Here is a 26,605-nt window from a genome sequence, read left to right as displayed (position 1 = left end):
GTTATAATTTCGATTTTAAATCTATTATATCTTCTTTTCCAACTTGAAGATTCCAGCAGTGAATTCCAAGTTTTTCAGCTGCATCTGTATTTTCTTTGGTATCATCAATAAAGAAAGTTTCTTCTGCGATTAATCCATTTTCATTAAGTACAAATTCAAAAATTTCTGCATTCGGTTTGCGCATGCCAATCTCTTGAGATAGATAGAATTTTTCAAAACAATTTTTGAATTCATTATACTTTTCATAACCCCATTTTTTAGCTAAATATGGAATATGCATTGCATTAGTATTGCTCAGTAAAAACAATCGATATTTTTTCTCACCTGCTAATTTGGTTATGAACTCAAGTCGGTAATCTGGAAAATCTAATAACATACCATTCCAGATATTTTCAATTTCTAATGTGCTTGCTTTTGGATAGACCTCTTGCAAAGCAGAAACAAATTCGGTTGGTGATATTGCGCCCACTTCAAATTCATTATTAATTTTTTGCAATTGAGGCATTCGTTCTGCAGTGCCCCCAAACCGTTCAGCTTCTCGAAAAACTATTTGCTTATCTAGATTGATAAATATATCACCAAAATCAAAGATGATGTTTTTAATCATTTCGGTATGTGGTTAAAGTGTCATGTACTATTTTTTGTTCACTATGTTTATTTCCATTTAAAGTGGGAGCTTTTAATCCTTTTTCAAAATTGTTACTTCCTTTAAATATTCTGGCTTCATCCCAGATGTTAGCATCAATAAAGGTTTGTAAAGTTTTTGCACCTCCTTCTACAATTAGGCTAACTATATTTTTACGATAAAGTGCTGTGCAAATTTCTTGAGTAAGATTATTTGCAAAATTAATTTTCAAGTACTCAATCATCTCGTTTGAGGATGAAGTTTCTAAATTAGAATTTAAAACTAATGTTTTAACACTACCATCAAGAACATTAAAGTCTTTTGCAATTTTTAAGTCTTTATCAATAACAATTCTAATAGGTGAATTACCTTCCCAATCTCGCACATTTAATTTCGGATTATCTTCTGTTACCGTATTAGTGCCAACTAAAATTGCGTGTTCTTCAGCACGCCATTGATGTACTAGTTGTCTCGATTTTTTATTAGTAATCCAAAAGGGTTCTGAATTCTTATTTCGCAAATTTTTATCTGGCGCAATAAAACTATCTAAAGTTTCTGCCCATTTTAAAATGATGTAAGGGCGTTTCTTTTCATGAAAAGTTAAAAATCGTCTGTGGTGCTCGCGGCATTCTTTTTCTAAAATTTTCACTTCAACTTCGCAACCAGCATCACGCAATTTTTGTATTCCTTTTCCGGCTACTTTTTCATGTGGGTCAAGACAACCAATTACTACCTTTTTAATTTTATTTTTAATTATTAAATCAGCACATGGTGGTGTTTTACCATAATGCGAACAAGGCTCAAGACTTACATAGATAGTAGCACTTTCAAAAAGTGATTTATCTCTTACTGAATTGATTGCGTTTACTTCTGCATGATTACCACCATATGCGCTAGTGAAGCCTTCACCAATAATAGTGTTGTTAGTAACAATTACACTACCAACCATTGGGTTAGGGTAGGTACTTCCTAATCCGTTTTTGCCCAATTCAATGCAGCGCAACATGTATTTTGTGTGTATATTCACTTCGCAAAAATAGAATATTAAATTTTGCGATTTATAAATACAAATTAGAAGGTTGGTTGAATACTGTTTTAGGAGTAATTGCCAACAGAAAATAGAATAAAATATGCTACTTCGCGAAATAAAAAATATCTTCCATCTAGAATTAGATGCACTGTATGGAAAAGAAGAGGTAGCTAGTTTTTTTTACATACTTATTGAGCATCACCTAAATTTCGAACGTTTTGTTTTGGCTTTGCAACCTGATATTGTAATTTCAAAGGCAGATGAACAACCACTTTTTGAAGGTTTGGCAAAGTTAAAATTGAATCATCCTATTCAATATATTATTGGGCAGACAAATTTTATGGAGATGGATTTTCTTGTGGATGAAAATGTACTCATACCAAGACCAGAAACAGAAGAATTGGTGCGGTGGATTATTGATGGATCAGTAAATAATAAAGAAGAATTAAATATACTTGATATTGGTACAGGTAGCGGATGTATTGCAATTGTATTGGCGAAGAATCTTCCTAAATCAAAAATTTATGGTTTAGATATTTCTGATGCCGCTTTAGCTGTTGCAAAAAGTAATGCGACCTTGAACGAAGTTGAAGTAACTTTTATATTGGCTGATATTTTAAATAAAGTGGCTATCGATGAAAAGTTTGATATTATTGTTTCTAATCCACCTTATGTGCGAGAATTAGAGAAAAAAGAAATGGCTCAAAATGTATTAGCGCATGAGCCTGATTTGGCTCTGTTCGTTGCAGATGAAAAACCATTAATTTTTTATGAAAATATTGTTTCCTTCGCCACCCAAAATTTAAAAGATAGTGGTGAATTGTATTTTGAAATTAACCAATACTTAGCGAAAGAAACACAACAACTTTTAGAAGCAAATAATTTTCAAGATATTGAACTGCGAAAAGATATTTTTGGAAATGACCGGATGATGAAATCGATAAAGTGAGAATATTAGTAGCTTTCATCTTAATTTAATTGGAGTTATTACTATAAAATAAATTCTTGATGTAACACGCGAGAATAATAAATGGAATGAATATAGAAGAGCAAATAAATTCGCTTAGAGCACAATTGCGAGAGCATAATTACAATTACTATGTGCTTGATAATCCTACAATATCGGATTATAATTTTGATATGCAATTAAAAGAGCTTCAGGCATTAGAAGAAAAGAATCCTGAGTTTTATGATGCGTCATCACCAACGCTACGTGTTGGGGGAGAGGTGACGAAAAATTTTAAAACTGTTGCTCATGAGCAACGTATGTATTCGCTTGAAAATTCCTATTCAAAAGAAGATCTAACAGATTGGGAAAAGCGTGTGCAAAAAATTTTAGGAGACATCGAGGTTGAGTTTACTTGTGAATTAAAATATGATGGTGCCAGTATTAATTTAACCTATGAAGATGGGCGACTAATTAAAGCTGTTACCCGAGGTGATGGTTTTCAAGGGGATGATGTGACGACCAATATTAAAACTATTCGTTCGGTGCCATTACAACTGAAAGGAGATTATCCTTCAAAATTTGATATTAGAGGAGAAATTGTTTTACCGTTTGAGGGTTTTGTGAAAATGAATCAAGAACGTATTGAAAACGGTGAAGAGCCCTATATGAATCCGCGAAATACAGCATCGGGGAGTTTAAAATTACAAGACAGTGCGCAGGTTGCACAACGTCCGTTAGATTGTTTGCTTTATGGAATAGTGGGTCAAAATACCGGAATTGAATCGCAATGGCAAATGCTTGAAAAAGCTAGGCAATGGGGTTTTAAAGTACCTTCAATAGCAAAACTATGCAAGTCAACAGATGATGTTCTAGACTTTGTAGAACAGTGGGACATTGATCGTCACAAGTTGCCTTATGAAACTGATGGGGTGGTGATAAAAGTGAATAGTTTGCAACAACAAGAAGAATTGGGGTATACTGCTAAAGCTCCGCGTTGGGCGATGGCGTACAAATTTAGGGCAGAACAGGTTTCTACTATTCTAAATGAAATCACTTATCAAGTAGGGCGTACAGGTGCTATTACGCCCGTAGCAAATTTACAGCCTGTGTTGTTAGCAGGTACAACGGTAAAACGTGCATCATTACACAATGCCGATCAAATTGAAAAATTAGATATCAGAGTAGGGGATACAGTTTTTGTTGAAAAAGGTGGTGAAATTATTCCAAAAATTGTCGGAGTCGATTTTACCCAGCGAAATGTAAATTCAAATCCCACTAAATATATTTCAGAATGCCCTGAATGCGAAACCGAATTGGTAAGACAAGATGGCGATGCGAAACACTATTGCCCTAATGAATATGGATGCCCAACCCAAATTACAGGTCGCATCCAACATTTTATTTCGCGTAAGGCTATGGATATTGAAGGCTTGGGAAGTGAAACGGTTGAATTGCTTTTTAAAGGTGGATTGATTACCAATTATGCTGATTTATACACCTTAAGCAAGGAGCAGGTATTGCCCTTAGAACGAATGGCAGAAAAATCAGCAGAGAATTTAGTAGCCGGTGTAGCGGCATCTAAAAATATTCCTTTTGAACGCGTTTTATTTGCATTGGGTATTCGGTATGTAGGCGAAACCGTGGCAAAGAAATTGGCAAAAGCATATAAAAATATTGATGCCTTAATGGTGGCAAATATTCTTGATCTAACTGCGGTTGATGAAATAGGAGAGCGCATTGCTCAAAGTGTGGTTGAGTTTTTTGAAAACCCTAAAAATATTGAAATCGTAAATCGATTAAAATCATACGGACTTCAATTTTCACTTTCTGATGAACAGTTACAAAATCAGACTGATGCATTAAAAGGTAAGTCTTTCGTGGTTTCGGGGGTATTTGAAAAAGTGAGCCGTAACGAACTTAAAAAGTTAATTGAAGATAACGGAGGTAAAGTTTCTTCATCAATTTCATCAAAGACTTCGTATGTAGTTGCAGGTGATAAAATGGGACCGAGTAAAAGAACTAAAGCCGAAGATTTAGGTATTGCTATTATTACAGAGGATGACTTTTTAGCAATGGTTTAGTAATAATTTTTTAATTCTTCCAAAAGCTATTAAAAATACCTTTGAACTCACTTTTGGTTTCATTAGAAATAATTTTATTTGCACGATTTATTAAGCCTTTTTTAGTATTTAGGATTGAAAAAACCACAGCGAATTCTTTTTTATTAACCTTGTCTTTATTTTTATCAAATACTAATTTATATAGCTCACTTTTTTCAGTTTTCGAAAACATTGTTTCGATTTTTTTATTTTTTATGGGTAAAATTTGTACCTGTTTTTCAGTTAAATTATAATCTTCTATATATCTTTTTTGAGCTTTAACACCTTCTTTGTCAGAGTCAAGTAGAACAAAAAAATCTGTACCCCAACCAAGGTTTAATGATATTAAAGACTTTAAATTTTGTGCAGAAGTTCCGGGATAAATAACAAAATCTTTTTCTTTATTATTAAAGCAAACAGAGTACATAACGTTAAGAACTTTTAAATCGGATGGTCCTTCAGTAAGAATTGCTTTTTTCCAAGGAATATCAAAATTGTTAGGGATTATATTTAATAGGTTTAGTAATGGTTGATAATAACTTTGATTGGACTTATCTTGAATAATATAATCACTCCAAATTGAAGAAGTTATTATACCAGAATCACGTTTTATAACGTAAGTATTTTTAATATTATCAAGCGAAATAAGATATTGACTATGAGTGGAATAAATAACCGAAGTGTCCTCAACTAACTTTTCGAAGTCTTCTATCATATTTTGTTGTGCGGTTGAATGTAGATTTGATGCTGGTTCATCTATTAAAAATATAGGTCGACCATGGTTTTTTCTTAGTTTTTTTCTGCGAAATTCTGTTTTCATTAAAAAAGATAAATACCACAGAGCACCTTTACTCCTTTCTTCTACCTTATAAGTTGTACCGTCTTTATCTGTAATTCTTATTTCAAAGTATTTGCTAGATGTGTGATTAAAAGTTAATTCTGTTTCATGAATATCTTTAACCCCTGAAAGATCTTTCCATTTATCTGAAAAGGCTTTGTTTAGAGCCATATTTACTCTTTTTAAAACGGTTTTGGCATCTTCATGACGAGGATTTTTAGTTGAATAATACGTGTTAAATTCTTTTATACTATAATCTGGATTAGTGTTATAAAATAAACCATCGATAATATCATACCAATCAGAATTGAAAGCATCATTAGTTCGTATGATGTGAATTTTATCGGGTATTCTATCTTTAAAATCTTCAAAATAGATAATAAAAGGACAACGATTAACTATTAATTTAGCCAAATTTTTTGAGTATTTGTTTTTGGCAAATGGATGATCAGTTATGAATTCATAATATGGTGGTTTTGGGTTACCATTTTTGAATGGGAATACTCTTGATATAGTAACTGTTTTTAGTGAATTAATTTCTCTAAGAAAAGCTTCAATATTTTGTTCTACTGAGGATTCAATTTTTAATGACTTTAATATTGATTTAAACCATTCTATTTTTATTGGGTTATCTATTTCAATATTCGCGGTAATTTTGGCACTTTTATTTGAACCAACATCCGATTTGTTTCTTATTGTCCGTTGAAAATCATTCATGTATTCGGAAAAAGGATCATTGACATAATCAAAAGCTTCTATCGCTTTCAGAATTGTCGTTTTCCCAGATTCGTTTAAACCAAGTAAAAGAACCAAATCATTCTTCCTTAAGCTTAAGGATACCTTTTTAATTCCCTTAAAATTTTCAATTGTAAAATTCTTATAAATCATTCGATATTATTAATTTGTACCTGTAAAATTGTTTATGGGGGAAATAATAGTAAGGGCAAAATTTTTAGGCTGGGTACTATCAAAAATATTATTATTTCTTATTAGTATTGTAAGAGACTTATTATAAGTTTTTAACATATTGTAGGAAGTAGTGTGCTAATACTTAGCTTAATAATCCATTTCTTAAATGATAACCAACACAACTAATCGATTTTGGTTTGTGCTTTTATCGGCTTTCGCATTTATTATTCGAAATAGGTCGATGCGTAAGTGGTTTTGGGTACCATTAGTGTTTATTGCAGTTGGTTTTTTATTGCCGCAAAACATGATAATCCCAGTAGAAAATGCAACTATAAAAAATTGGGATGAAAAATCGTTTTGGGCCTATCCCTGGGGTACATCCATCACACATAAAGGCATTGATATTTTTGCAGCTAAAGGCACAGCTGTAATTTCTTCAACAAATGGAATTGTAATCTATACCTACGAAGGTGGCAAAGGAGGAAAGTCCGTCATGATGCTCGGTCCTAAATGGCGTTTTCATTATTATGCACATCTGAATGAAATAAAAACCTTCCCATTAAAACCTATAAAAAGAGGTAGTACAATTGGTACAGTTGGTGATACTGGTAATGCAATAGGTAAACCACCTCATTTACATTATGCCATAACATCACCTTTTCCATACCCAAAATTATATGATTCTGTTGCCGTTCAAGGATGGAAAAAAATGTTTCATTTAAACCCTGATATTTGGTTGCGCGACCAATAGCTATTCGGATTTAGAAGTAATAAGGAATTGTTTTTGATTGATTTTTAGTTTGGATAGTGCAAAATACTTATATTTGGTAAACCAATCTGGTAAACCAATTATTTGAGTATGAAAAATCATAATTACGTTGTTGTTCTAGTAGGAGTGTGCGGTACAGGAAAAAGTGCCATAGGGCAGAAAATTGCTAAGGTTTTAGAAACACCTTTTTTTGATGCAGATAAACTTTTTGCTGACCAATTACCTGATGGTAATTTGGGGAAAGATACTAGTATAAATAAATGGTTGAATTCTATTCAAGAATTAATCAGTAAACATTCAAAACTAAAAGGCTGTGTTGTTTCTTGTTCGGTTTTAAAAAAGGAAAATCGTGTACAATTAGATACTAATATAGACCATCAATTGGATTGGATTTTTATGAAAGGTTCTTACGAATTTGTTGCAGAGCGTATAGAACAGATTGAAGATCATGACCGACCTGTATCGGAATTAAAAGCGGATTTTGAGATTTTGGAAACACCCAAACGCGCTTTAACTGTTGATATGACAACCTCAGAGGAAGAGATTCTAAATACCATTTTAAAATATATGGTTCGTAAATATGAATAATAGCGTATTTTTTTAAAAATTGCCGCTACGATTTATTTTTTAATAGACTAGCAAAATTATAGCTTGCTTTAACCAGGTTCTCATAACTAGAATCCATTGCCTCTTGTAAGTTTGAAATACCTTGAACTATAGAAGTTACATAGGTTAAGTTTAATTTCTTTTGTTCTTCAAGTGATAAGTTTACAGAACCACAAAACGCAGCAACTGGAATGTTTTTTTTTGCAGCAGAAGTGATAACTCCCGAAATTGTTTTTCCTGCCAATGTCTGCATATCTATCATGCCTTCTCCGGTAATTATCCAATCGGCATCAGAAATTTTATGGTCAAAGTCTGCTAATTCTTTAATAAGTTCAATACCAGAAGTTAATTGTCCATTGAGAAAAACAACTGCTCCGCCACCAATACCGCCGGCAGCACCAGCTCCCGAAATTGTTTGAAGATTTATATTATATTTTTCGGTAATTACTTTTGCGAAATATTGGAGTCCGGAATCTAGCTCTTTAATTTCTTTATCATTTGCACCTTTTTGTTTTGCATATACATGCGCCGCACCATTTTCACCGTAAAATGGATTAGAAACATCACAGGCAACTTTAATTTTTACTTCGTTTAATCTATGGTGTTTATTTGTGTCATCTATTCGTGCAACTAAATTAAGATTGTTTCCAATTGGTTGTAATTCTTTGTCATTTTCGTCTAAAAATCGAAAACCCAAAGCATTCGCCATACCCATGCCGCCATCGTTTGTTGCACTTCCGCCAATACCTAAAATTATCTCTTTTGCGCCTTTGTCTAAAGCATCTGCTATTAATTGACCCGTGCCATATGTTGTTGCGTTGATGCAATTGAATTCTGATGGTTGCAACAATTTAAGTCCTGAAGCTTCTGCCATTTCAATGAATGCAATTTTACGTTGGTCGGCGTAGAGATAATGCGCTTGAATTGGTCTAAAAAACGGACTGTTAACTTCTAAAGAAATTTTATTACCATTGAGGTAATGATTGACAACATCAATGGTGCCGTCACCACCATCTGCTAGTGGAATTTTTACAATCTCAAAGTCACTAGAGACTTTTTGTAAACCTTCTGCTACGGCATCGCAAAATTCGAACCCGCTTAAGGATCCTTTGAATTTATCAGGAGCGATTATAAATTTCATAGTTGATTTTTAATTGTAGATAACAAAAGATTTGAAGATACTTAAATGCTTTGTTTCTGCAAAGAAGTGAAAAAGTAAGGAAGCGTACTAATGAACACCGCTTTGTTACCTAACAAAAATCCTAAAAATTCATTTCTATTTGATAAACTAGAACGAATGTTGGCTTAGTTAAAATTAACATTTAACTAATTAACCATAAAGTTAAATACATCTGAAGTCGATGAATTTCCAACTTCGTCTATTGTTTTTATCATCCAAAAATATTTTGTTCCTGATGCTACATTAACCTCAAATTTATTTTTGTTTACGATACCTAGACTTTCTTTTGATGTATTTTCACTTCCAAAGAAAACCTCATATTCCTTTATATCGTTATCGATATCAACGGTATTCCATTCCAGGATTATTTTATCATCTATTTGAGAAATTGTATTACCATTTTCGGGAGCAACTATATCAGCTGGAAAAGGAGCGTAGTTTACTTTTCCTTTACCCGCATTATAAAATTTCCATATGTCACTCTGAGTCGTTTCATTGTTAATTTCTGATTTTGAAATTACATGCCATTGGTACGAGGCACTTCTATCAATAATTATTTCGACAGTACTCGTTTTACTTTCAGTTTCGAGGGTAATATTTGTAGTTAAATTTTTAAGGACAACAGTATAGTTATCTGTGAATTCTGAAGCTTTCCATTGAAAATTGACCCTACTTTTATTATCGTTAATAATCACTCCTTCATTACACTCCGTATTGTTTTCTGGAAAAGATAGTATAGCAGCCGTTGGGTTATTTATTACCTCTTCTGGTATAGTATCGTTCGAACGACTACAAGACAAGAAAATAAACAATATCACTATGCTTAAAAGATAATTTTTAAATGTTCTTCTCTCCATTATTTTTTAATAATTTTAACTACTTCGTTTGATGATTCCGTAGTTATGATAAGGGTATATATACCTGCTGGTATTCCATCTATATTCAATTTAATAAATCCATTGTCAGATTTTCCCATTTTATCTATTACCCTTTGTCCACTTGGTGAAAATATGGTTAGAAGAATTTCGTTTTCGGTTATATTGGGCAAGTGGATACTTACATCGCCCTTTTCAATAGGATTTGGATATACTAAGACTTTGTTATTCGTTGAAATGATGGTTTCAGTATGCATCCCTTGACAATCAATATCAGTTTTAACCGAAACTAAATTATTTTCTAATGAAATCGGGACCGTTATATTATTTTCCGTAGTACTATATTTCTTGCCGTTTATATTGATGTTGTATTTGTTTCCACCTTTCATTTTTAATGTTACCAATTTACCTGAGGGGTCTAAGTCAGTTTCAACTATAAGTTTTTCAGGTTCGCTAATTTGTACCGAAAAACATTTTTTATATTCAACTTCACTTGTAACAGTTATGCATATATCGTAGTTGCCGGCTTCTAGGTTTTCGAAACTTGTAAAAGTGCTAAATGCTTTATTAATTGTGTTGCTCTCGTCTTTTAATGTGACTGAATAATTGTGGTTTTCAGCAGCAGTAATTAGTATTGAACCGTTATTGCTTGAAGCACAGGTTTCTCCGGTTAGTTGTATCTTGAAATTATCAGTAGGTAAGGAAAAATCAGTACAATCATCGAAATTTGAAACTGTGATGATACGTGTGATTTGACAACCATTGCTATGCAAAATGTTAATTTCGTATGAACCTGTAGCAAGATTGTTAAACTGGTTTTGAGAAGTGAATTCTCCATTATTAATTCGATATTGATACGCTTCAGGGTTTTGAAGTTCTGCAATTGTTATGCTACCATCATCAGTATTACAAGAAGCTTTAGTTGTAGTTATTTGTGGGTCTATTTGAAGTCCTTGAGTTATTTCAAAAATAACATCAACTTGGCAGCCATTTGCATCACGAATAATTCCGGAGTAAGAACCTGCATCTAAATTTTCGAAAGTAGCGCCTGTTTGGAAAGTAGTTTCTGAGTTTATAGAAAACTCATAAGGAGCTGTGCCGCCAAAAGCCATTAACGTTACTTGGCCATCATTACTATTAAAACAAGTTAAACCATTGGCTGTGAAAGTCGCAGTCAATATTTCAGGTTCAGTAATAACAATGGAACTACTTTGTTCTTGAGTTAAATTGGCATCAGTAACTTTAACTGAATATTGACCTGGAGGAAGATTCACAAATTCACTATTTGTACTACTATCAATGAGTAGATTATTACTATCTAACAGCTCAAAACTATAGGGTTGTAGGCCACCAATAGTATTTACTTGTATTATTCCGTTATTCTCACCATTACATTTGACATTAGAATAACTTGAAAGTTGTATTTGTAAGGGTAGGTCTGCTTTTTGAACAATTTCTGTTGTTACTGTATTGGTAATTATTGCAGGATTAAAATCAAAATATATTTCAGCAATTCCTGAAATTATATCTCCAAGTTGAATATCAGATTTTGGTTTTATTTTAAACGCTATATAACCATGACTTTCTGGCTCGTTAGAATTGCTATCAGGTAAATTGATATCGTCAAATGTGAACTCTATCTCATTACCGTTTGTTGTCGATGTTGTATTGCTATGACTTGAAGATGTAAAAGTAAATGTAGACCAATCTAAATTCGAATCTAAATCATGTGTTACCCTCACATTAATTGCTGATGCGGTACCCGTGTTTTGAAACCTGATTATATAATTAAGAAAGTTGTCTTTATTTTCAATTGAAATTGAATCTCCTTCTACAACTAAAATGTCATTGGGATCATAAGAGCCAATTAAAGTTTGTTCTAAGTGAAAAATATTATCCTCAGGTAAGTAATCATTGTTTATTTGATTAATTGTGCCAGTAAATTCTATAATGTCATCAATATTCGCGGTTGGTGGCGCAAGGATATTGAAGTCAGCTTGGATTGTTCTAGATTCAAATGGTTTTAAATCTATATAGTTAAATGATATTGAATTTTGCGTTTGTGACGATGTGGTTTCACTAGCTTCTAGAAAAGTAAGTTTGCTATCATCGAATTGCATTGTAATATCTCCTGAAATTGTTTCGGTGCCTTTGTTGTCAAAATTTATGATGTAACTTGTATTAAAACCGGGCCTTGACTCTGTGATTGGTAGAATGGTAAGTTGAACATCATTAGCTTCAATTAATTTTGTTACACAAAAATCTACTGTGTCTTTGGCAACTAAATTCTCAAAGGTGGAATAGTTATTCGGTGGCGAAACGTTAAAAACAGCTTCATTCAGAAAACTTGTTGTAGTGTAACTCCCTTCGGAAACATATATGTTGAATACACCCGTACTATCGGTAACACTAGAAAACACTTTTGTACCATTGGTAGCTTCTACAACGCGGTTTTTAACAGGAAAATCAGATGGGTCGCATCCGTCCTCGATTTGGTCGTAAAGAAATTGTCCGGTAATAAGGTTTAAAGCACCATCGCATCGGTTTAGAATTTCTATTTCAGTGTCACATCCAATTTTATTGTCAAGAATGTTTCTTGGACTACTGCTGCCTAAATAATTGCAAATGCTTAGCGCTTCACAAATTGCTAAAGCGGGATTATTTTCTATAACTAAGTTAGCAATTGATTCGTTGTCTATATTTTGAATTCCAGATAAGCTTTCTAATTTTTCATTATCTTTTATTGAAAGCGTTCCTTCGATATAATTTAAGGACTCAAGACCTGAAAAATCAACTAAAGAATCATTGTTTTGCAGTATAAGATCACCTTTAATTTGCGATAGATTTTCAAGTGCATTGATATTGGTGAGTTCAGTATTATTTGATAATTCAAACTCAAATGCATTTACACTTTTTAGCGAAGAAAGACCATCTAATGATTTTAGTGTTGTATTATTATTAATATTTGAACTTGAAAGAATGGATTCTAAGTTGTCCAATCCATTGAGATTAATTAACGAAGTGTTAAAACCGATATACATATGACGACCGATTTCTGTAATTTTCTCTAAGCCCAATAGATTTAATAATAATGGGTTTTGATTTACACTTAAATCACCACTGATTGTTTCAAGATTTTTTAATGCTTTTATTTCTGTTAAAGTAGCATTTTGTGAAATTTCTAAATGACGCGTAACTGTTTTAAGATTATCTAGCCCATTTAAATTTTGAAGACTTGGGTTGATGTTTATTTGAAGGTCTAGTCCTATAAATTCCAAGGATTCTAAACCAATTAAATTTTCTAATGAAGGGTTGTCACCAATCTGTAATTCTTGACTTATTGTACCTAACGAAGAAAGGCCTGAAAAATCTTGAAGTAATTCATTGGACCTTATTTCAACATTTCCGTTAATTGCGGCTAAATTACCAAGTCCAGTAAAATCGTCTAGTTTTTCATTGTTAAAAACGGTAAAGTCACCATCAATTAAAGATAAATTTTGGCAACCATCAAAATTTAGCATTTCACCATTATGAGCGATTCTAACATTGCCTGCAATACTGTTCAAAGCTTCAAGACCCTGTAAATTAAGCAAGGAAGAATTAGTTTCTAATTGAAAATCTGAGCCTATACTTTGTAATGAATTTAATCCTTGTAAATTTAATAATGAATCACAATTTGTGATAGTTAATCTAGTGGTTATAGAATTTAAATTATCTAATCCTGTTAAATTAATGAGACTATTGCCGCTTATGGCTAAACCTCCGCTGATCATTGTCAAACCTTCAAGGCCAGTTAAACTTGCTAAAGCATTATTACCCTGAATGGTTAATGAAAGAAAATTACCCAGAAGTAATGTGTTAAGATTTGATAATGCCTCAATATTAAGTAATGAAGCGTTGTTAAGAATATTAAAACTATTGTTAACTCTATTTAAGTTATTTAGACCATTTAAATTCAACAAAGACGGATTTAAACTTATAGAAATACCACTCCCAATTTGGGTACTACCTACAACGGTTAGCTTAGAAAGACCTGTTAGTGTTTCTAAATTTGCATTTCTATTAATATCGAGTTTACCTGTAACGGTTTCAAGGTTATCAAGGCCAATTAGATTAATTAACGATGTGCCTACATTAAAACCTCCGATAACTAGATTACCCGTAATTTCAGTAATTTGTGAAAGACCATTTAAATTAGTTATTCCTGGGCCTTGTAGTACTAGATTGTTTGTTAATTCGGTGCAATTTGGGTAGTTGGCTGCAAATGAATCAATGTCTTGCTGATTATTTATAAAAATCTCCGTTGTTGGGCATTGTCCAAAAACATAAGTGCTTGAAAAAATTAAAAATAATGAGATTATAAAATTCTTCATTTATTGGTTGATAGTGTTATAGGCCTGAAAGTATTATTGACTTGGTTTTTTTTAACGACAAATTCTATAATATATTTTTATCAAGACTATCTATATTTGTAGCTGTCAACAGTAATTTCTTTAATAATGAGCATGCCAACTGACTATTCTGAATTTCAAGATTCACTTTTAAAGCAAAACCCACCTAGTGATTGGCCCGAAGGTTTACAGGCTTTATGGTTTGATGCCAAGGATGATTGGGAATCTTCGCATAACATTGCTCAGGATATGCATAATAGACTCGGAAGTTGGATTCATGCCTATTTACACCGTAAAGAGGGCGACGAATTTAATGCAGGCTATTGGTACAGACAAGCGGGTAAGCCTTTTTCTAAATTAACTTTAGCGGACGAACTCCAAGAAATAGTAGAATTCGTTTTATTGAGTTAAACTGCGATACTTACACCGCTGGCACTTGCATTTTTAGCGCTATCAAAATAAAAGTCAATTCGACCTAAATTTAGGCCATAACAACCGGCTTGGTTTACGAGAATATCTTTTCCAAGTTTATTTTTTATTACGGTAGGTTTGTCCAAAAAAGTGTGGGTATGTCCACCAATAATTAAATCAGTGTATTCTGTTTTTGTAGCTAAACCCAAATCTGATGGGCGTTTTTTATTTTTATAGTCGTAGCCAAGATGTGAAAGACAAATTACCAAATCGCAATGGTATTCGTTTTTTAATTTGCGCTCCATATCTTGGGCAATTTCATACGGATTTAAATATTGAGTTTCTTTATATAATTTTTTGGTAACCAATCCATCTAAATGGACACCCATGCCATAAACTCCTATTTTTATATTGTCTATTTCATAAATATGGTATGGTTTGGTATGCCCATCCATAATCGTATTTGAAAAATCATAATTAGCAGAAAGCATTTTAAACGTGGCATGTGGCATTTGAGCAAGTAATCCTTCAAGACCATTATCAAAATCATGATTACCAATTGTGGCCGCATCATATTTTAATTTGCTCATTAATTTGAATTCAAGTTCACCTCCATAGAAATTAAAATAGGGGGTACCCTGAAAAATATCACCTGCATCAAAAAGTAATGTATTTTTATTTTCTTGGCGTATTTGTTCAACTAAAGTTGCGCGTCTGGCCAATCCACCAAGATTAGCGTATTGACTATGACTTTTTGGAAAAATATCAATATGACTATGCACATCATTGGTATGCAGAATGGTCAAATGCTTTTTACTACTCAACTTACACGCATTCAAAGAAAGTGCACCAATGCCTACTAAAGCACTGGCAGCAGTTGAGGTTTTTATAAATTTTCTTCTTTCCATTAAGCTTATAACTTAAGTATTCTATTATCTACCTCTGCGTAAATGGTATCTTTCTTGTTGAAATAATCAATCATAGCATTACGAATTGAATAGTCAATGTCAGTAACGGTTATGGCATTTTTAAAGAATACCATATTATCGCCGCCTGTAACCAAATAACTACTGGTCGCAATAAAATAATTTCTATTTGCATCAAATGGTTTGCCTTGAATTTTCAATTCTTTAATGTGATTATTTCTATGGATGGTTAACTGAATACCTGATACTGGGTGCGGATTACTATTTTTAATAACGAAATTGACTAATTCAATTATAGATTTACCACTCAATTCAACAATAGATATTGAATTTTCAAAGGGCATAACCTCAAAGGCTGTACGTGCAGAAATGTTGCCTTTTGAAATTATAGAGCGCATTCCGCCATGGTTGAACAATACAAAATCAACATCATGACCCGTTCTCGACTTAAAAATTGGATTCGACTGTTCAAGAATCATATCAGCCATTAAATTTCCGATTGAGGTATTAAGGCTGCCATCGCTTTTAGTGAGCGTTTTTGGAGCATAAGCCAAAGTACTATCTAAAATGCTATTTATTCTATTGAAATACGGTTGAATAAAACTGTCTATTTCAATGTTTTTAGATAGCGAACTGTCTATAGAAATTTCCGTTCCGGTAACTGACTTAAGCGTCGTTTTTTCTTGTACGCAGGAGGTTAATAAACAAATTGTTATAAATACAACAATTTGTTTTATTTTAAAAAGCAGGGACTCTTTATCTTCGTACTCGAAATGCATGTATAATTCTTTACATTTGTGCAGTTATTTCAAAAATGTAAAAGTACATGTTTAAAGGAATAAAAGATAAATTTAAGCATAAATCAGCTCAGAAATTCTTGAAAGAAGAGCTGAAAAAGCCTATGCCTACTGTACAACGTTCAAAAGGTATAACATCTTTGGCGTGTATAGTTGATTTAGATAATTTTGATGATGCTAATTTGTTTTATGAGTTTGTTGAAGATTATAAATTGCGCCCAAATGCTGTTAAAATAATTGGTTACAAGAGTTTTTATGATAAAAACTCGCCATATTCAACTCCGGTTTTTTCTGATAAAGATCTTGGTTGGAATGGTGATATTGAAAATAGTTACGTTCATGAATTTTTAAGTAGAGAGTACGATCTTCTGGTAAATTATTATAACAGAGAAAGTCTTTTAATTCAATTAATGAGTGTAAAAACAAAAGCCAGGGTTAGAGTTGGTTTTAAAGAAGTAGATCAAATTTATAATGATATTATTTTGGACTCTCCAATGAAGGAATTCAAAATATTTAAGTCAGAACTAAAAAAGTACCTCGGGGTACTAAATGAAATATAATGAAAGAATTGATTGGAACTGGAGTAGCATTGGTTACACCTTTTAATGAAGATTTGTCAATTGATACAAATGCATTAACGCGCATTGTTAATTTTTGTATTGATGGAGGTGTAGATTATCTAGTTGTTTTAGGAACAACTGGTGAGTCTGTTACCTTGAATAAGGCAGAAAAAATACAGGTGATGGATACTGTAGTTGCTGCAAATGCAGGGCGATTACCTTTAGTTTTAGGTATAGGCGGTAACAGCACCTATAGAATTGTTGATGAAATAAAGTCTTTTGAGTCAGAACATTTTGCAGCAATACTTTCTGTTTCTCCATATTATAACAGGCCTACACAAGAAGGAATATATCAACACTTTAAGGCTATTTCTGAGGTTACCAATAAACCGATAATATTATATAATGTGCCAGGTAGAACAGGTAGTAATATGTTGCCTGCAACCAGTTTAAGATTGGCGCATGATTTTGATAATATTATAGGTATTAAAGAGGCTTCAGGTAGCATGGTGCAAGTACAACAGATATTGCAACATAAACCTGAAGATTTTATGGTGATATCAGGTGATGATATTACTGCTTTACCAACGGTTCTTGCTGGTGGTTCAGGTGTTATTTCAGTGTTGGGTCAAGGTGTTCCAATGGAGTTTTCAAGAATGATAAAATTGGCTTTGCAAGGAAATGCCGCTGAAGCTTATAAATTGCACTATGAACTTCAAGATGGTATGGATTTAATTTTTAAGGAAGGAAATCCTGCTGGTATAAAAGCAATTTTCGAACTATTAGGGCTTTCAAATGCAGTGCTAAGACTACCATTAATTGAAGCTACAGAAGGTTTGAAAGCTGAACTTTCAACATTTATTAAGCCTTTTGCTAAGATTACTGCCTAAGCATACTTTTAATTTCTGAAAGTTAAAGTTTGCTTAAATACTGATTTCATTGCCAAAATGAGCCTAAATTCGGATAGCGAAAATGTTTTTTAAACCCAACTATAATACCTAATTTTGCAAAATGTTTTTAAAAATGAGGCAGTTACTTCTTTTTATGTTTGCTTTGGTTGCTTTGTCTTCATGTAATGAATACCAAAAGGTGCTCAAGAATGAAGATGTTAAGGCTAAATATGACTTGGCACAAAAGTATTATGATGCTGAAGATTATAAACGAGCCAATCGCTTGTTTGAGCAAATAGCACCTAAATATGCAGGTAAACCACAAGGTGAGCGTGTAATGTTCTTTTTGGCTGATACTTATTTTCAGAGAAAAGATTATAACATGGCAGGGTATCAATTTGAAAGGTTTTTAAAGCAATACCCTAAGAGTGAGAAGGTACCAGAAGCCGCATTTATGGGAGCCAAGAGTTATTATGAGCTTTCCCCTAATTATTCTTTAGATCAAGCCGATACTGATAAAGCGCTTACCAAACTTCAAACCTTTATCAATACCTACGGTGAATCAGAATATTTTGAAGAAGCCAATAATATGGCAATTGAATTGACCACCAAGAAAGAAAAGAAAGCTTTTGAGATTGCGAAGCAATATAATAAATTAGGTGAGTTTCAATACGATTTATTGAAAACGGCCGTTGCTGCACTAGATAATTTTATCTCAGATAATCCGGGATCAGTATTTAGAGAAGAAGCCCTTTATTATAAAGTTGAAGCAAGTACCAATCTAGCTTTAAATAGTTTTGACTTTGTAAAGAAAGAACGAATAGAAACAGCAAAGACAGCCTATGCTGTTCTTTTTAAGAATTTTCCGGAAACGCAATTCGCTAAAAAAGCGAATGATTTACTTGAAGATTTAGATAAAGAATTAGGTAGTATTGAGAAACCCGCAGATACAAGTGCGAAATAAACTTATTTAATCATGAATATGAACGACTTAAAGAATTCGAATGCATCGGTTAGTACAACCACCATCAACAAAAATGAGTTTGATGCGAAAACCGACAACATTTACGAAGCAATTTCAATAACAGCTAAAAGAGCTATTCAGATTAATTCTGAAATCAAGAAAGAGTTATTAGAAAAACTTGAAGAATTTGCTACTTATAGCGATAGCCTTGAAGAGGTTTTTGAAAATAAAGAGCAGATTGAAGTTTCAAAATTCTACGAAAAATTACCAAAACCGCATGCTCTTGCAGTAGAAGAGTGGTTGACTGATAAAATATACTTTAGAAATACAGAGAAAGATAATTAATCGAGTTTTAAATTAAACTCTCATGTTAAGCGGAAAAAATATCCTTTTAGGCATTACTGGAGGTATTGCTGCTTACAAAACTACCTTTCTTGTACGTTTACTAATAAAAGCTGGTGCTCAGGTTAAAATTGTTTTAACTGAAAGTGCCAGCTCTTTTGTTTCCCCACTTACCTTAGCTACGCTTTCTAAGAATCCGGTGTTGACCAATTTTGTGCATGAAGATGCAAACAGTGTTGATTGGAACAATCATGTGGAATTAGGATTATGGGCTGATGTAATGCTAATTGCTCCTGCCACCGCCAATACGCTTTCTAAAATGGCTAATGGTACATGTGACAACCTTTTACTTGCAACATATCTTTCTGCCAAGTGCCCAGTGTATTTTGCGCCAGCGATGGATTTAGACATGTATAAGCACCCGTCAACAAAACATTCTTTTGATCGATTAACATCTTTCGGAAATGTAATGATACCTGCAACATCAGGTGAATTGGCAAGCGGTTTACATGGTGAAGGTCGTATGGCTGAACCTGAAGACATAGTTGCTTTTATGCAAAATCATTTGGCCACGGGCTTGCCACTTAGCGGTAAAAAGGTATTAATTACTGCAGGGCCTACTTATGAGGCTATTGATCCTGTGCGATTTGTTGGTAATCATTCTTCCGGAAAAATGGGGTACGAACTTGCCAATGTTGCAGCTGCCCTAGGTGCTGAGGTTATATTGATATCAGGCCCTTCGCATTTAACAATGAATACCACCGGTGTAAAACTAATAAAAGTAGTTTCAGCGGATGAAATGTATGATGCGGCTCATGCTCATTTTGATGCTGTTGCAGTTGCTATAGCCGCTGCCGCAGTAGCTGATTATCGTCCGAAAACTATTGCAGACCAAAAAATAAAGAAGTCTGAGAACGACTTGAATATTTCATTCATCAAGAATAAAGACATTCTTTTATCCCTCGGAGAAATAAAGAAAAATCAGTTTTTAGTTGGCTTTGCATTAGAAACCGAAAATGAAGTAGAATACGCCAAGAAGAAGCTGATAAAGAAGAATCTTGATGCTATTGTATTAAATTCTTTGAATGATGCTGGTGCAGGCTTTGGCAAGCCAACAAACAAAATTACCTTTATAGATAAGAATTTGACTATTAAAGCGTTTGAATTAAAGACGAAGGCTGAAGTTGCAGCTGATATTTGGGGAGAAATAGTAAATCGAATTCATGCGTAAATTAATTTTCACTATTCTTATTATGTGCATAGCGTTTGTTGCTAAGGCACAAGAACTTAATTGTACGGTCACCATCAATTCTGATCAGGTATCGCAAACCAATCAACAAATTTTCAAAACTTTAGAGCGTTCATTAAACGATTTTGTGAATAAGACCAAATGGTCAAACAGAATCTACAAAGAGAATGAGCGTATCAATGCGCAAATGTTTATTACAATTACTGATTATGAATCAAACCGATTTAAAGGTAATATTCAAATTCAGTCATCACGCCCGGTTTACAATACTTCATACGAGAGTCCTATTTTTAATTATAAAGACAATCAATTCAATTTTGAATACATTGAATTTCAACCATTGATTTTCAATGAAAATTCTTTTGAATCTAACTTAACTAGCGTTGTAGCCTATTATGCCTATATTATTTTAGGGTTAGATGCGGATACTTTTTCTTTAGAAGGAGGGACTGAAAGTTATAGAACTGCACAAAAAATTGTTACCCAAGCACAAGGAAGTAATTCTGCTGGATGGAGCCAAACCAGTGATCGCGGTCGTTTTGAATTGATTGATAACTTGTTGTCGAACACCTATCGTGAATACCGAATTGCTATGTATAACTATCACCGTAAAGGTTTAGATATATTGGGTGATAATAATAGTACGGGTAAACAAGTAATAGCAGGCACCATGAAATTGTTTGAAACAATGACTAAAAGAAGACCGAATGCTTTTTTGGTAACTACTTTTTTTGATGCAAAATCTGAAGAAATTCAGAGTATATTTTCAGACGGACCCAAGGTTGATATTGTCAGTTTGAAAGAAACTTTAAATTCTATTGCACCTCTTTATTCCAGTACTTGGAATGATATCAAATTCTGATACTTTTAGAATCTAAAAATTCGTTTCGCTTTGTATATCTTTGTTTGTAATAAAGAGAACAAAAGTGTTAAGCAACCTATCCATAAAAAATTACGCCTTAATTGATAAGTTAAACGTTTCGTTTGACTCAGGTTTTACTTGTATCACTGGTGAAACCGGTGCTGGTAAGTCCATATTATTGGGTGGTCTTTCGCTAGTATTGGGCAAAAGAGCGGATCTTTCTACTTTGAGAAATAAGGATCTAAAATGTGTGATAGAGGCTGAATTCGGAATTGATAAGTATAATTTGAAGCCTTTTTTTAAAACGAATGATCTAGATTTTGAAAAGCAAACCATCATAAGAAGAGAGATTCACCCCAGTGGTAAATCACGGGCTTTTATTAATGATACTCCAGTAACGTTAGATGTGCTTTCACAATTAGGCAATAAGTTAATTGATGTGCACTCGCAACATCAAACACTTCAACTTGCAGATAATGATTTTCAATTGAAAATGTTAGATGCACTTGCTGAAAATCAAAACCTATTAACTGATTATTCTAAGGCTCTAGTTGATTACAATAAAACTTCAGTAGATCTTAACGAACTTGTTGATATTCAGAACAATGCGAATAAAGAATTAGATTACAATAGCTTTTTGCTAACTGAGTTACAGGCACTTACTTTAGAAGATGGTATTCAAGAAGAACTTGAATCGCAATATGAGCAACTAAATAATGTTGAAACTATTACCGAAGAACTTTCTAAAAGCCATCATTTATTAAATGATGAGCAAATGGGTGTAGTGACTGTACTAAGTCAATTAAAACAGATTGCTGGTAAGTTAACAGAATTTGGTAGTGGCTACACAGAATTATATGAGCGTATTAATTCGGCTTTCATTGAGTTAGATGATATATCTTCAGAACTTGAAGGGCTGCAAGAAAATATTGAAGCAAACCCGCAATTACTTGAAGAAGTTAATGGTAAGTTGCAACGATTGTATGATTTGCAGAAAAAGCATAGTGTTTCAGAGATTTCAGAGCTGATTGCTATTCGTGAAGAATTAGCTGGGAAAGTAGGCATTACAGAAAATATTGAAGAACAAATTAGAGAAAAGGAAAACCTTCTAGCTATTCAAGAGAAAGAATTAGAAAATAGAGCGGGTAAAATTAGAGATAGACGTAGAAAGATAATTCCTAGTTTAAAGAAACAGCTTGAAGAAAAACTAAGCATTTTAGGTATGCCTAGTGTTTCCTTTAAAATTGAAGTTAATCCATCTGACACCTTTAAATCAAAAGGAAAAGACGATTTGATATTTCTTTTCTCAGCGAATAAAGGCAGTAATTTTGGAGAACTTAAAAAGGTTGCCTCTGGTGGTGAACTATCACGAATTATGTTGACTATTAAGTCAATATTAGCCAAATATGAGCAATTACCAACCATGATGTTTGACGAAATTGATAGTGGTGTGTCTGGTGAAATTTCTAATAAAATGGGTGATATTATGTTAGAAATGAGTAAAACCATGCAGGTATTTTCAATTACACATTTGCCTCAAGTTGCTTCTAAAGGTCATCAACATTTTAAAGTTTTTAAAGAAGAAAATGGTCAAACTACCAATACGCAAATGCGTAAACTAAATACTGATGAAAGGGTAGTAGAGCTTGCAGAAATGCTTGGTGGAAAAGACCTTTCCGATTCCGCATTAGCTCACGCCAAACAGTTATTGAACTAATTGTTATTTGTAAAAAGGTACCTCGAATTTAGAAAGCATCACTTCACTTTTTTGAAATTACTGCCAACTTTTTTAAATATCTTTGGCAAACGAAAAATACTAGAAAACAAACCGTATGTCTTACAATCTTCTTAAAGGAAAAAAAGGAATTATTTTTGGAGCACTTGATGAAAATTCAATTGCATGGAAAACTGCTGAACGTGTACATGAAGAAGGTGGTACTTTTGTATTGACTAATGCGCCAATAGCCATGCGAATGGGGCAAATCAATAAACTAGCTGAAAAAACAGGTTCTCAAATAGTACCTGCTGATGCAACACTTGAAGAAGATTTAAATAACCTAGTTTCTAAGTCGATGGAAATTTTAGGTGGTAAAATTGATTTTGTACTTCATGCAATAGGTATGTCAGTTAATGTTAGAAAAGGTCGTGCCTATACTGATGAGAAATATGATTTCACCCAAAAAGGATGGGATGTTTCTGCGCTGTCTTTTCACAAGATGATGCAAAGTTTATATAAAGCTGATGCTATGAATGAGTGGGGTAGTATAGTTGCCTTAACTTATATGGCCGCACAAAGAACTTTTCCAGATTATAATGATATGGCTGATAATAAAGCTTATTTAGAATCTGTAGCTCGTAGTTTTGGATATTTCTTTGGAAAGGAAAAGAAAGTACGTGTGAATACTATTTCACAATCACCTACAGCAACAACTGCTGGGCAGGGAATAAAAGGTTTTGACGGATTTATTGGCTATGCTGAGAAAATGTCACCTTTAGGAAATGCTACGGCTTTAGATTGTGCTGATTACACACTAACATTGTTTTCTGATTTAACACGAAAAGTAACGATGCAAAATTTATTTCATGATGGTGGATTCTCTAATACAGGTGTCAGCCAAGAAGTAATAGATAAGTTTTCTTAGGTTATAAGCCTGAAAAGGCTATTGCCTCACGGTTGTATGATTAGCAATACATGTTTAATCAAATCGGAATAATCATTGAATTTTTACAAGTCATTTAGTTTATGAACCTTTCATTCTCTTTTGTAATTCCCGTTTACAATAGGCCCGATGAGATTCGTGAGCTGCTTGAAAGTATGGTTTCTCAAACCTATGTGAATTCATTTGAAGTTGTTTTGGTAGAAGATGGTTCAACACATAGTTCTAAAGAAGTCGTTGCTGAATTTTCACATCAATTAGATATATCCTATTATGTAAAAGAAAATTCAGGTCCAGGTCCATCAAGAAACTATGGAATGGAGCGGGCGAAAGGTAATTACTTTATCATTTTAGATTCTGATTGTATTTTGCCACCTGATTATTTAATTGAAGTTACAAAGTCTCTTGAGAAAGAGTTTGTGCATTGCTATGGAGGGCCTGACGCTGCACACCAGTCATTTACTACGCTGCAGAAGGCAATTAACTATGCAATGACTTCCGTTTTGACCACTGGCGGTATACGCGGTAATAAAGTAGCTGTTGGTAAATTTCAACCTAGGAGTTTTAATATGGGGCTTTCAAAAGAGGTTTTTGATACCGTAGGTGGTTTTGGTAAAATTCACCCAGGTGAAGATCCTGATTTAACCTTCCGAATTTGGAAAGCAGGTTTTGCAACTAAACTGATTCCTGAGGCTTTTGTGTATCACAAGCGCAGGGTTGATTGGAGCAAATTTTATACACAAGTGAATAAGTTTGGTATGGTTAGGCCTATTTTGAACAAATGGCATCCTGAAACTATAAAAATGACTTATTGGTTTCCAACTTTTTTCTGTTTAGGGCTTATGGTGTCGGTAGTGTTTTATTTTTTAGGTATTCAATTGCCTTTATGGTTTTTTGGTATTTATTTTATTTTGATTTTTATTGATTCCTTTCTAAAGAATAAAAGCATTGTTATTGCTATATTGTCATTATTCACAGTATTAGTGCAGTTTGCAGGTTATGGTTTGGGTTTTTTAAAATCAACCTTCTTGATTAACTTTAGCAAACGAAAGCCACAAGAAATATTTCCAAATTTATTTTTTAAATAAAATCAATTGCTAGAGATCATTAAAAAATTGATTAATAAAAGAAAGGCAAAAGTATTTATACTGTTTGTACTGGCTTCTGGGTTGATTTGGTTTTTGAATACCTTATCTCAGACTTATATAGCGAATACTACTATTAAAATAGACTATTCGAATACAAATAGTAATTTAAAACTCACTAAGGCATATACGAACAAGTTAGATGTAAAATTGCAAACAAAAGGGTTTCAGTTTTTGGGTTTCAACTTGAAAAAGAAATCGATTGTATTAGATTTATCAGAAGTTGAGACCATTAATGATAGGTATTATTTAGCGCCGAACATCTATAAAAGTCAAATTGAAAAGCAATTACCAAATTCATTGGTGCTTATAGCTATCACATCAGACACTTTGTTTTTTGATTTTTTAAAGTTGATTTCTAAAGAAGTACCAGTACAATCTGAAATAAAACCAAACCTGGCCCATAATTACTTGTTAGACGGTGCTCTAAAAATAGAACCCGAAACAATAACTATAACAGGCCCAGAAGCAGAAATTGATAGTGTTAAAAGTGTTCATATAGAAAGCTTAGGTTCCTCTGAAATTGAAGCAAATTTCACAAAGCAAGTGGCACTTTACAAATCACCAAAATTGGTTAACACTACGTTTTCTGAAGATTTTGTTCAAGTAACAGGTACTGTTTCTAAATTTTCGGAAAAAATGATTACCGTTGCTGTTGAAGTTATAAACCTTCCATCGGGCACACAAATACGTACATTTCCTGATGAAGTATCTATTTTATGTAAGGCTAAAATTGACCAACTTAAAGCGCTAAAAGCTGCTGATTTTAAGGTAACAGCGGACTATTCTAAGTTGAGTAGTAATCGTTCAAACGAAATGCAGTTGAAGTTAGCTAAGAAACCTGAAGGTATTTTTGATGCTTCTTTGATGGAGGTGAAAGTGGAATATATTTTGAACAAAGAATAATGATTGTTGGTCTAACAGGTGGAATAGGTAGCGGTAAAACTACAGTTGCAAAGCTTTTTAAAGCATTGGGCGTGCCTGTTTATAATTCTGATAAAGAGGCAAAAAAGTTGATGAATTCATCAAAAGAATTACGAAAATCAATAAAAGACTTATTTGGAAAGGATGCTTACAAGAAAAAAAAGCTAAACCGTGCATTTATTGCAGAGCAGGTGTTTGCGGATAAAGAAATGCTCAAAAAATTGAATGCCATAGTGCATCCTGCCGTTCGTAATCATTTTAAATCATGGGTAAATGAGCAAGACGCTCCTTATGTAATACAAGAAGCCGCTATAATTTTTGAGCAAAATAATCAAGATTTCTATGATAAAATTGTTTTGGTAACGGCTCCTAAAGAAATTAGAATTGAGCGTGTATTACAACGAGATACCCATCAAAACAGAGCAAAAATTGAACAGCGAATGGCAAATCAACTGCCTGATAGCGAAAAAATTAGACTATCAGATTATATTATTGAGAACATAGTCCTAGAAAGTACTGAGAATAGGGTTAAAGAATTGCATCAAACCTTTTTAGATTGTTGCTAAGGCTCTGAGGTTTAGTATTATTGTTAAGGTTAGGTTAAACA

General features: G+C 33.2%; 24 protein-coding genes. 16 read left to right on the top strand and 8 right to left on the bottom strand.

Going from position 1 to position 26,605, the window contains the following annotated elements:
* Nucleotide 1: 1 nt before the first annotated feature.
* Both JQC67_RS15275 and ribD read right to left on the bottom strand, forming a co-directional pair.
* Entirely contained in the window at nucleotides 2-607 is a 606-nt protein-coding gene (locus tag JQC67_RS15275) for an HAD family hydrolase (RefSeq protein ID WP_203253786.1), read from the bottom strand.
* Nucleotides 600-1,631, bottom strand: a complete 1,032-nt coding sequence (gene ribD / locus JQC67_RS15270) for a bifunctional diaminohydroxyphosphoribosylaminopyrimidine deaminase/5-amino-6-(5-phosphoribosylamino)uracil reductase RibD (RefSeq protein WP_238934844.1) — start codon at nucleotides 1,629-1,631, stop codon at nucleotides 600-602. The genes JQC67_RS15275 and ribD overlap by 8 nt, the downstream gene beginning before the upstream one ends.
* Nucleotides 1,632-1,755: 124 nt before the next feature.
* Here ribD and prmC point away from each other — a divergent pair, with 124 nt between their 5' ends.
* Together prmC and ligA are read left to right on the top strand one after the other, a co-directional pair.
* Complete coding sequence (prmC, locus tag JQC67_RS15265; RefSeq protein WP_203253784.1) at nucleotides 1,756-2,604, top strand: peptide chain release factor N(5)-glutamine methyltransferase; 849 nt, start codon at nucleotides 1,756-1,758, stop codon at nucleotides 2,602-2,604.
* 86 nt (nucleotides 2,605-2,690) lie between these two features.
* Nucleotides 2,691-4,685 (top strand): NAD-dependent DNA ligase LigA, encoded by a 1,995-nt coding sequence (gene ligA / locus JQC67_RS15260; protein ID WP_203253783.1) that lies wholly within the window; start codon nucleotides 2,691-2,693, stop codon nucleotides 4,683-4,685.
* Nucleotides 4,686-4,695: 10 nt separating this feature from the next.
* On the opposite strand, the gene JQC67_RS15255 is transcribed toward ligA, so the two are convergent.
* Nucleotides 4,696-6,429: an ATP-dependent nuclease gene (locus JQC67_RS15255; RefSeq protein ID WP_203253782.1), complete on the bottom strand. Its 1,734-nt coding sequence runs from the start codon at nucleotides 6,427-6,429 to the stop codon at nucleotides 4,696-4,698.
* A 187-nt stretch (nucleotides 6,430-6,616) separates the two neighbouring features.
* On the opposite strand from JQC67_RS15255, the gene JQC67_RS15250 reads away from it, so the two are divergent.
* Entirely contained in the window at nucleotides 6,617-7,201 is a 585-nt protein-coding gene (locus JQC67_RS15250) for a M23 family metallopeptidase (RefSeq protein WP_203253781.1), read from the top strand.
* A gap of 108 nt (nucleotides 7,202-7,309) precedes the next feature.
* The gene (locus tag JQC67_RS15245; protein ID WP_203253780.1) at nucleotides 7,310-7,807 is read left to right on the top strand and encodes a shikimate kinase; all 498 of its coding nucleotides are present in this window, start codon (nucleotides 7,310-7,312) and stop codon (nucleotides 7,805-7,807) included.
* Nucleotides 7,808-7,832: 25 nt separating this feature from the next.
* Here JQC67_RS15245 and JQC67_RS15240 read toward each other — a convergent pair whose 3' ends face one another.
* From JQC67_RS15240 to JQC67_RS15230, 3 genes are all read right to left on the bottom strand, one after another.
* A complete protein-coding gene (locus tag JQC67_RS15240; protein ID WP_203253779.1) occupies nucleotides 7,833-8,966 on the bottom strand; it encodes a glycerate kinase in 1,134 nt (377 codons plus the stop codon).
* A 185-nt stretch (nucleotides 8,967-9,151) separates the two neighbouring features.
* Entirely contained in the window at nucleotides 9,152-9,862 is a 711-nt protein-coding gene (locus JQC67_RS15235; RefSeq protein WP_203253778.1) for a hypothetical protein, read from the bottom strand.
* Nucleotides 9,862-14,253: a DUF7619 domain-containing protein gene (locus JQC67_RS15230; RefSeq protein ID WP_203253777.1), complete on the bottom strand. Its 4,392-nt coding sequence runs from the start codon at nucleotides 14,251-14,253 to the stop codon at nucleotides 9,862-9,864. The genes JQC67_RS15235 and JQC67_RS15230 overlap by 1 nt, the downstream gene beginning before the upstream one ends.
* 126 nt (nucleotides 14,254-14,379) lie before the next feature.
* Here JQC67_RS15230 and JQC67_RS15225 point away from each other — a divergent pair, with 126 nt between their 5' ends.
* Nucleotides 14,380-14,682 carry a hypothetical protein gene (locus tag JQC67_RS15225; protein WP_203253776.1) on the top strand — a complete coding sequence of 101 codons (303 nt, stop codon included), beginning with the start codon at nucleotides 14,380-14,382 and terminating at the stop codon, nucleotides 14,680-14,682.
* Here the strand turns inward: JQC67_RS15225 and JQC67_RS15220 are convergent.
* Nucleotides 14,679-15,590, bottom strand: a complete 912-nt coding sequence (locus JQC67_RS15220; RefSeq protein WP_203253775.1) for a bifunctional metallophosphatase/5'-nucleotidase — start codon at nucleotides 15,588-15,590, stop codon at nucleotides 14,679-14,681. The genes JQC67_RS15225 and JQC67_RS15220 overlap by 4 nt on opposite strands.
* A 5-nt stretch (nucleotides 15,591-15,595) precedes the next feature.
* Nucleotides 15,596-16,387, bottom strand: a complete 792-nt coding sequence (locus JQC67_RS15215; protein ID WP_238934842.1) for a 5'-nucleotidase C-terminal domain-containing protein — start codon at nucleotides 16,385-16,387, stop codon at nucleotides 15,596-15,598.
* A gap of 47 nt (nucleotides 16,388-16,434) precedes the next feature.
* On the opposite strand from JQC67_RS15215, the gene JQC67_RS15210 reads away from it, so the two are divergent.
* From JQC67_RS15210 to coaE, 11 genes are all read left to right on the top strand, one after another.
* On the top strand, nucleotides 16,435-16,965 hold the full coding sequence (locus tag JQC67_RS15210) for a DUF6913 domain-containing protein (protein ID WP_203253774.1): 531 nt from the start codon (nucleotides 16,435-16,437) through the stop codon (nucleotides 16,963-16,965).
* Nucleotides 16,965-17,855 carry a 4-hydroxy-tetrahydrodipicolinate synthase gene (gene dapA, locus JQC67_RS15205; RefSeq protein ID WP_203253773.1) on the top strand — a complete coding sequence of 297 codons (891 nt, stop codon included), beginning with the start codon at nucleotides 16,965-16,967 and terminating at the stop codon, nucleotides 17,853-17,855. The genes JQC67_RS15210 and dapA overlap by 1 nt, the downstream gene beginning before the upstream one ends.
* A 121-nt stretch (nucleotides 17,856-17,976) precedes the next feature.
* Nucleotides 17,977-18,819 carry an outer membrane protein assembly factor BamD gene (locus JQC67_RS15200; protein ID WP_203253772.1) on the top strand — a complete coding sequence of 281 codons (843 nt, stop codon included), beginning with the start codon at nucleotides 17,977-17,979 and terminating at the stop codon, nucleotides 18,817-18,819.
* Between the two features lie 12 nt (nucleotides 18,820-18,831).
* Nucleotides 18,832-19,164 carry a DNA-directed RNA polymerase subunit omega gene (locus tag JQC67_RS15195; RefSeq protein WP_203253771.1) on the top strand — a complete coding sequence of 111 codons (333 nt, stop codon included), beginning with the start codon at nucleotides 18,832-18,834 and terminating at the stop codon, nucleotides 19,162-19,164.
* Between the two features lie 22 nt (nucleotides 19,165-19,186).
* Nucleotides 19,187-20,392: a bifunctional phosphopantothenoylcysteine decarboxylase/phosphopantothenate--cysteine ligase CoaBC gene (gene coaBC / locus JQC67_RS15190; protein ID WP_203253770.1), complete on the top strand. Its 1,206-nt coding sequence runs from the start codon at nucleotides 19,187-19,189 to the stop codon at nucleotides 20,390-20,392.
* The gene (porD, locus tag JQC67_RS15185; protein ID WP_203253769.1) at nucleotides 20,385-21,272 is read left to right on the top strand and encodes a type IX secretion system protein PorD; all 888 of its coding nucleotides are present in this window, start codon (nucleotides 20,385-20,387) and stop codon (nucleotides 21,270-21,272) included. Before coaBC ends, porD begins: the two co-directional genes overlap by 8 nt.
* A 64-nt stretch (nucleotides 21,273-21,336) precedes the next feature.
* Entirely contained in the window at nucleotides 21,337-22,989 is a 1,653-nt protein-coding gene (gene recN, locus JQC67_RS15180; RefSeq protein WP_203253768.1) for a DNA repair protein RecN, read from the top strand.
* A 115-nt stretch (nucleotides 22,990-23,104) separates the two neighbouring features.
* Nucleotides 23,105-23,914, top strand: coding sequence for an enoyl-ACP reductase FabI (locus JQC67_RS15175; RefSeq protein ID WP_203253767.1), 810 nt, complete (start codon nucleotides 23,105-23,107; stop codon nucleotides 23,912-23,914).
* 101 nt (nucleotides 23,915-24,015) lie between these two features.
* On the top strand, nucleotides 24,016-25,017 hold the full coding sequence (locus JQC67_RS15170; RefSeq protein ID WP_203253766.1) for a glycosyltransferase: 1,002 nt from the start codon (nucleotides 24,016-24,018) through the stop codon (nucleotides 25,015-25,017).
* 27 nt (nucleotides 25,018-25,044) lie between these two features.
* A complete protein-coding gene (locus JQC67_RS15165; protein ID WP_203253765.1) occupies nucleotides 25,045-25,980 on the top strand; it encodes a CdaR family protein in 936 nt (311 codons plus the stop codon).
* The gene (gene coaE / locus JQC67_RS15160) at nucleotides 25,980-26,564 is read left to right on the top strand and encodes a dephospho-CoA kinase (protein WP_238934831.1); all 585 of its coding nucleotides are present in this window, start codon (nucleotides 25,980-25,982) and stop codon (nucleotides 26,562-26,564) included. The genes JQC67_RS15165 and coaE overlap by 1 nt, the downstream gene beginning before the upstream one ends.
* Nucleotides 26,565-26,605 lie beyond the last annotated feature (41 nt).

The sequence above is a fragment of the Aurantibacter crassamenti genome (genome assembly GCF_016811105.1).
Taxonomy (GTDB): domain Bacteria; phylum Bacteroidota; class Bacteroidia; order Flavobacteriales; family Flavobacteriaceae; genus Aurantibacter_A; species Aurantibacter_A crassamenti.
Note: the sequence above shows the minus strand (reverse complement) of the source record. Positions and strands in the feature narration are given on the sequence as shown.

Coding starts and splice junctions, on each gene's coding strand:
- JQC67_RS15230 (WP_203253777.1), bottom strand. CDS start 14,253: ATGAAGAATTTTATAATCTCATTATTTTTAATTTTTTCAAGCACTTAT.
- JQC67_RS15215 (WP_238934842.1), bottom strand. CDS start 16,387: ATGCATTTCGAGTACGAAGATAAAGAGTCCCTGCTTTTTAAAATAAAA.
- coaE (WP_238934831.1), top strand. CDS start 25,980: ATGATTGTTGGTCTAACAGGTGGAATAGGTAGCGGTAAAACTACAGTT.
- JQC67_RS15175 (WP_203253767.1), top strand. CDS start 23,105: ATGTCTTACAATCTTCTTAAAGGAAAAAAAGGAATTATTTTTGGAGCA.
- JQC67_RS15235 (WP_203253778.1), bottom strand. CDS start 9,862: ATGGAGAGAAGAACATTTAAAAATTATCTTTTAAGCATAGTGATATTG.
- JQC67_RS15255 (WP_203253782.1), bottom strand. CDS start 6,429: ATGATTTATAAGAATTTTACAATTGAAAATTTTAAGGGAATTAAAAAG.
- JQC67_RS15275 (WP_203253786.1), bottom strand. CDS start 607: ATGATTAAAAACATCATCTTTGATTTTGGTGATATATTTATCAATCTA.
- JQC67_RS15220 (WP_203253775.1), bottom strand. CDS start 15,590: ATGGAAAGAAGAAAATTTATAAAAACCTCAACTGCTGCCAGTGCTTTA.
- JQC67_RS15245 (WP_203253780.1), top strand. CDS start 7,310: ATGAAAAATCATAATTACGTTGTTGTTCTAGTAGGAGTGTGCGGTACA.
- JQC67_RS15225 (WP_203253776.1), top strand. CDS start 14,380: ATGAGCATGCCAACTGACTATTCTGAATTTCAAGATTCACTTTTAAAG.
- porD (WP_203253769.1), top strand. CDS start 20,385: ATGCGTAAATTAATTTTCACTATTCTTATTATGTGCATAGCGTTTGTT.
- JQC67_RS15195 (WP_203253771.1), top strand. CDS start 18,832: ATGAATATGAACGACTTAAAGAATTCGAATGCATCGGTTAGTACAACC.
- JQC67_RS15210 (WP_203253774.1), top strand. CDS start 16,435: ATGTTTAAAGGAATAAAAGATAAATTTAAGCATAAATCAGCTCAGAAA.
- JQC67_RS15250 (WP_203253781.1), top strand. CDS start 6,617: ATGATAACCAACACAACTAATCGATTTTGGTTTGTGCTTTTATCGGCT.
- prmC (WP_203253784.1), top strand. CDS start 1,756: ATGCTACTTCGCGAAATAAAAAATATCTTCCATCTAGAATTAGATGCA.
- dapA (WP_203253773.1), top strand. CDS start 16,965: ATGAAAGAATTGATTGGAACTGGAGTAGCATTGGTTACACCTTTTAAT.
- ribD (WP_238934844.1), bottom strand. CDS start 1,631: ATGTTGCGCTGCATTGAATTGGGCAAAAACGGATTAGGAAGTACCTAC.
- JQC67_RS15200 (WP_203253772.1), top strand. CDS start 17,977: ATGTTTTTAAAAATGAGGCAGTTACTTCTTTTTATGTTTGCTTTGGTT.
- JQC67_RS15240 (WP_203253779.1), bottom strand. CDS start 8,966: ATGAAATTTATAATCGCTCCTGATAAATTCAAAGGATCCTTAAGCGGG.
- JQC67_RS15170 (WP_203253766.1), top strand. CDS start 24,016: ATGAACCTTTCATTCTCTTTTGTAATTCCCGTTTACAATAGGCCCGAT.
- coaBC (WP_203253770.1), top strand. CDS start 19,187: ATGTTAAGCGGAAAAAATATCCTTTTAGGCATTACTGGAGGTATTGCT.
- ligA (WP_203253783.1), top strand. CDS start 2,691: ATGAATATAGAAGAGCAAATAAATTCGCTTAGAGCACAATTGCGAGAG.